The organism is uncultured Cyclobacterium sp., from assembly GCF_963976465.1.
Taxonomy (GTDB): domain Bacteria; phylum Bacteroidota; class Bacteroidia; order Cytophagales; family Cyclobacteriaceae; genus Cyclobacterium.
Map to the genome: position 1 here is coordinate 1 of NZ_CAXBOC010000437.1, position 4872 is coordinate 4872.

The 4872-nt window shown below is 40.7% G+C and carries 5 protein-coding genes and 1 pseudogene; 5 read left to right on the top strand and 1 reads right to left on the bottom strand.

Going from position 1 to position 4872, the window contains the following annotated elements; translation table 11 throughout:
• A pseudogene (locus AAC037_RS19705) lies at positions 1-433 on the bottom strand (hypothetical protein); the annotation flags it as partial.
• A 577-nt stretch (positions 434-1010) separates the two neighbouring features.
• Between AAC037_RS19705 and AAC037_RS19710 the strand changes: the two are divergent.
• The 5 genes from AAC037_RS19710 to AAC037_RS19730 form a co-directional block, all read left to right on the top strand.
• A complete protein-coding gene (locus tag AAC037_RS19710) occupies positions 1011-1160 on the top strand; it encodes a hypothetical protein (RefSeq protein ID WP_339905020.1) in 150 nt (49 codons plus the stop codon).
• 339 nt (positions 1161-1499) lie between these two features.
• Positions 1500-1880: a hypothetical protein gene (locus AAC037_RS19715; RefSeq protein ID WP_339905022.1), complete on the top strand. Its 381-nt coding sequence runs from the start codon at positions 1500-1502 to the stop codon at positions 1878-1880.
• 239 nt (positions 1881-2119) lie between these two features.
• On the top strand, positions 2120-3208 hold the full coding sequence (locus AAC037_RS19720; RefSeq protein ID WP_339905024.1) for a cytochrome c peroxidase: 1089 nt from the start codon (positions 2120-2122) through the stop codon (positions 3206-3208).
• 3 nt (positions 3209-3211) lie between these two features.
• A complete protein-coding gene (locus AAC037_RS19725; protein ID WP_339905026.1) occupies positions 3212-3958 on the top strand; it encodes an MbnP family protein in 747 nt (248 codons plus the stop codon).
• A 23-nt stretch (positions 3959-3981) separates the two neighbouring features.
• Positions 3982-4872: cytochrome-c peroxidase (locus AAC037_RS19730; protein ID WP_339905027.1), on the top strand; the 891-nt coding region annotated here is incomplete at its 3' end.

Sequence of the window (4872 nt, forward strand, 5' to 3'; positions counted from 1 at the left end):
CCTTACCAGAAGGTATTTTCTTTTTAAACAGTATTTCGCCGCTATAATTGAAATAACCAATAGCATGCGGCCTAAACGTTGCCCAAACCTTATCCTCCTCCAGCCCTGCAATTCCTGAACGCCTTCTCATACTATTAAGCCCATCATTTTCAAATAGGATCTCATTGGCCACTTTTCCATCTTCCATATTCATAAATTGTAAACTCTTTGAATTAGAATTCAGGTAAAAAAGGTATTGACCTGAGTCTGATTCTATCAAGTGAACATAACCTGGATTAGGTATGGTCAGAACTTCAGGCTTAATTTTTAATTCTTTAACCTTTATTACTTCAAGTAATTTATTCTCTGCTTCTCCCTGACATGAATAAAATAGGAAAAGGAAAATGATAAAAACATTCCTGTTTTCTGATAAATTATTTGTAAAAATTAACATATAAAGAGCTATTCAAAATGGTTTTTTTCTTATCAAAGGTCACCTATAAAGTTTCTCAATACTTAAAGGAAAGAGAACTAAACTTAATCATTTAATAACTAATATCAAAGTTTAAAATTCTTTCTAAGCTTTGATTTATAATTTTTAATGCAATGGGTGGGGCAAATTCGTCTAGATTAAGGCTGGTTAAGGGCTGAATAGTTTGGATTGACCTAATGCGCGTTTTTGATAAGAAATAGACGTTGTGATTTTGTCAGCATTGTTGCAGAAAAGAGCAACAATACCGCCAAAATCATATCAACTGATAATTTACTAAACCAGTGGCTGACGCCACTGGCTACAAAAATATCACCCCTGCCGGGGTTTTAAGTTTCAAACAGGTTATTACCTATTACCTGGCTTAAAAATTTCACTTGGAAGGCTCGCTTTACCCTAAGCTGCTCACATACCATCACGATAACATCACACCCTGAAGGCTTATTCATCAGTCAAAATCACTTCATCAACGTGGGCGATTCTAAAAGTGATCGGCAATTTTAACATCGCGGGTTCCAAAGACTTTTACTAGTTGGCTTCGATGACTTCGACAAGCTCAGCCACCTCAGCCACCGTAGTCAACTTAGATATCGCAATTACCTATGGCACCGGAGACAACACAGCAACCGCAACCATGGGGTATATTTCAGCCAGTATTACCATTCCCTTCACCGAATATTACTTTAATTAGTACATTCTAAACATATGATCTTCGTCCCCACAGGCCTAGAGGGCCTGAACAATAATAGCCGTGGGTGGCAACCCACGGGTTGGAAACCTACCTGAAATACTACAACCCCGGACGGGGTTGAACAGGTACCAAATTTTACCCTAAACGCTTAGAATGACCTGATAAATCAACTTATCCGCTTCACATGATTGAACCCTCTCACATGGATTACTGTTACTTTTAATACACTTAGGCAAATTTAAGGGCAGAGATTATGATCAAAATCATAAGATCATGCAGCAATTTTAGTTTTGCAAACAAAGTGCATTTAAACAAATAAATCCTTACTTTTGCATTCAAATGGCGAAAGCATTTATTCACATATCGCTCTCCTTGATGATCTTGCTCAACGGCTTGGTTTTTTCTGTCATACAGATGGACTTCACCATTAACCGCGCTTATATCATTGAGAATTTTTGTGTGAATAAGGACAAACCCATGCTGCACTGTGATGGGCAATGTTTCCTGGCAGAGAAATTAAAAAAGGCCCAGGACCAAAAAGAAAACCAAGCAGGCGGCATAGAATTTAACAGAGACTTTGGAATTTTCATTTTACAAGAAGCCTCTATTTCATTGACTACCCTTCCATCCACAACCCTAAATCACGGAGCTTCCTATCAGGAAGCCTACAGGGTTTCCCAACTCGTAGATATTTTTCACCCGCCCAAAGCAATTGCCTAAATTTCTTTGACAGAGGGCCATTTAATCTTAAAAACGAGTTAAAATAGCTATTGTACATTTTGGTTTAAAGGCTTGAAAGGCAGATAAGGCTTACAACTTAGCCACCTTAACACCAAAATTGCAATCAAACTCGTTTTTTTGACGTTTCTTTAGAGCATCCTGTCAAATTTCCTATTATTCTACATTGGCTGGTAAAGGTTATGTCACGATACCCAATTACTTATTCTATTGGGATAATCATGATTTGCACGTCAATTTGGGCATGTAAGGAAGAATTGGTTGAAGAACCCCTTCCTGAAAACTCCGAAATTGAATTACAACATCCTGATTATTTCCCTAACAATATTGCTTCACCAAGCGACAATCCACTCACAGAGAAAGGTGTTGAGCTAGGCCGCATGCTTTTCTATGAAAAACAACTGTCACTGGACGGGTCCATTTCATGTGCTTCCTGTCATCAGCAGGCTAAGGCTTTCACGGATGGTGAGCAGTTTAGCACCGGTGTAAATGGCACCATTGGTGTAAAGAACGCCATGTCATTGGCCAATTTGCATTGGACCTCTAGGTTCTTTTGGGACGGCCGTGCAGAAAGTCTGGAAGATCAGGCCCTTCAGCCAATTTCGGATCCTACTGAAATGAACTTACCCATAGAGGAAGCGGTAGAAAGGCTACAAAATGATCCGGACTACCCAGCACGCTTTGAAGCAGCTTTTGGAACGGACCAAATAAGTGCTGAACTGGTCAGCAAGGCCATTGCCCAATTTATGCGAACATTGGTCTCCGGCAACTCAAGGTTCGATCAATGGATCAATGAAGAGATTGTCCTTACCGATATCGAACAGTTAGGAATGGAGCTTTTCTTTACCCATCCGGAAGCTTCTATATCACTACGTGGTGGAAACTGTGGGGACTGCCACCTGGGGTTTTTAACCTCCGGGGACAGAAACGATTTGTTGGGATTCCATAACAATGGTCTGGATTCAGATGAAAATTTAAATTCGGGCTTAGAAGCGGTCACGGGAAAATCGGAAGACAAGGGTAAATTCAAAGCCCCAACGCTACGAAATATCGCACTAACCGCACCCTATATGCATGATGGAAGGTTTAACACTTTGGAAGAGGTCTTGGACCATTACAATGAGCATGTGGAAAGCAATGCTACTTTGGATATCCTTATCCTGGAAGCCAGCAATGAAGTCATTACACCGGGAGACCCCGTAAAGCTCCACCTTACTACTCAAGAAAAAGAGGCCATTATCGCCTTTTTACACACATTAACAGACGAGACATTTATAACTGATCCGGCATTTTCGGATCCTTTTAATTAAAATATGATGAAAAATTTAGCTATTATACTATTGGTCCTTTTAGGCTTTACTTCTTGTAAAGAGAATGAAGAAGAAATGTTTACATCAATTCAAGTGAACCTTGAATTCGCTCATGTTCTCAATGGAGAAGCATTAGAACTGGATGGAAAAGCTTATACCCTACCCTCAGGTGAAAGCTTCACCCCAAGTAAATTCAAGTATTACATTTCTAATATTACCTTTGAAAACAGTCAAACCGGAAGCACCTATACCTTAGCAGATGGTTATTACCTTATTGATGAAGCCGGAAAAAAAGAGATCACTTTTGAAGTACCAGCTGGGAGTTACGACAAACTGTCTTATTATGTGGGTATAGACAAAGAAAGAAACCTATCTACAGATCAGGTTGGAGACCTTGACCCCAACAACGACATGGTCTGGAGCTGGAAAACAGGATACAAATTCTTGGTATTGGAAGGTGAATGGGAATATGAAAATTCTGACAGAAGAGGACTTGTCATTCATATTGGCAATAACGATCCGGAGACAGAAGTTAATTTCAAAGAATTCTCTTTTGACTTATCTTCAGAGGGCTTAACCTTAGGTAGTGAAGCCATGGTAGACCTTGACATTGAAGCAGAAATAAGCAGCTTGTTCACCGGCGACAGTGACCTAGTGGTACATGAGCTAGAAAGCACAAGTATCATGGGAGGACCATTGGCCATTTCTGTGGCGAACAATTACCAGCAAAGCCTTTTCTCTATCAAATAAATCATTGGCACACCTTTAAGTAAATGGAATTCCGAAAATCCAGTTTGTCATTGATAATGCTTGCAACAGGCTTTTTGAATGCTTGCATGCCTGCATTTGAAGAGGTGGAAAAAAGTGCACTGGAATATTATGTTCCGGTGTATTCTTCTTCGCTTCAACAGGATGACTTTCCCCAACCGGAACGGAATTACCTCAGCAAAGAAGGAGTAGAATTGGGCAAAACATTGTTTTTTGACCCTGAATTGTCTGCCAATGGAAAAGTTTCATGTGCAGGTTGTCACTTGCCGGAAAAAGCTTTCAGCGATGGACTGGCATTGACCAATATTGGCGTATCCGGATCGGCCTTGCGTAGGAACTCACCTGCCTTATTTAATCTAGCTTGGCATGATGGACTCTTTTGGGAAGGTGGAGCCAATGACCTGGAATCCATGGTTTTCGGCCCGCTAACACATCCCGACGAAATGGCAGCAGATCTAAATGAAGTACTTGAATACATCAACACCCATGAAGCTTACCCTCTGTTATTTCAGGAGGCCTTTTCTTCAGACAGCATTACAAGTTCTAGCATTGCTAGGTCTCTTGCCCAGTTTATGCGGACCCTTATTTCCGATGACAGCAAATATGACCAATGGAAAAGGGACGAAACCGAGCTCAATTCCGAAGAGTTGAAAGGCTACAGCGTATACCAAGAACATTGCAGTAGCTGCCATAAGGAAGGTTTGTTTACTGATTTAAGTTATCATAACAATGGTCTGGACAGCAGCTATCCCGATCCACCTGAATTGGAAGGACTGTACCAAGGCAGGTACAGAATCACCTACAAAGACGAGGACAAGGGTGCTTATAAAACTGCTTCCCTGAGAAACCTTTCTTTTACGGCTCCCTACATGCATGATGGCAGGTTTGCTAACCTT